The sequence below is a fragment of the Providencia rustigianii DSM 4541 genome, assembly GCF_000156395.1.
Classification (GTDB): Bacteria; Pseudomonadota; Gammaproteobacteria; order Enterobacterales; family Enterobacteriaceae; genus Providencia; species Providencia rustigianii.
In genome coordinates this window covers 2,747-3,102 of record NZ_GG703829.1, presented here as the reverse complement: position 1 = coordinate 3,102, position 356 = coordinate 2,747, and the positions used below count along the sequence as shown (strand labels likewise).

Annotated in this window: 1 protein-coding gene; it reads left to right on the top strand. The window is 45.2% G+C overall.

The window, feature by feature from the left end; all coding sequences use genetic code 11:
• Window positions 1–11 precede the first annotated feature (11 nt).
• Window positions 12–356, top strand: coding sequence for a GPW/gp25 family protein (locus PROVRUST_RS18675; RefSeq protein ID WP_039856062.1), 345 nt, complete (start codon window positions 12–14; stop codon window positions 354–356).

Genomic DNA, 356 nt, shown 5'->3' with positions numbered 1-356 from the left:
GAGGGGACGCAATGAAATATCAGGGCATGAGTCGAATCGACGGCACGGCGATTTCAGATATTGAGCATATCCGCCAGTCAGTCAGAGATATTTTAATCACGCCTATTGGCTCGCGTGTCATTCGTCGTACCTATGGCTCATTACTATCAGAGTTAATTGATCAGCCGCAAAACCCAGCATTGAAACTGCAATTGATGTCAGCCTGCTATACCGCATTGATGAAGTGGGAACCGCGTATTTTATTAACCCGCATCGGGTTAAGTAGTACAGAAGCCGCAAAGCTAATAATTGATATCGAAGCAATTGAGCAGGACTCAAATCAGCCAATTAACTTTTCTGTCGATGTGGGGCGATGA

Excerpts from the sequence above, each read along its gene's own strand:
- PROVRUST_RS18675 (WP_039856062.1), top strand. The coding sequence starts at position 12 with ATGAAATATCAGGGCATGAGTCGAATCGACGGCACGGCGATTTCAGAT.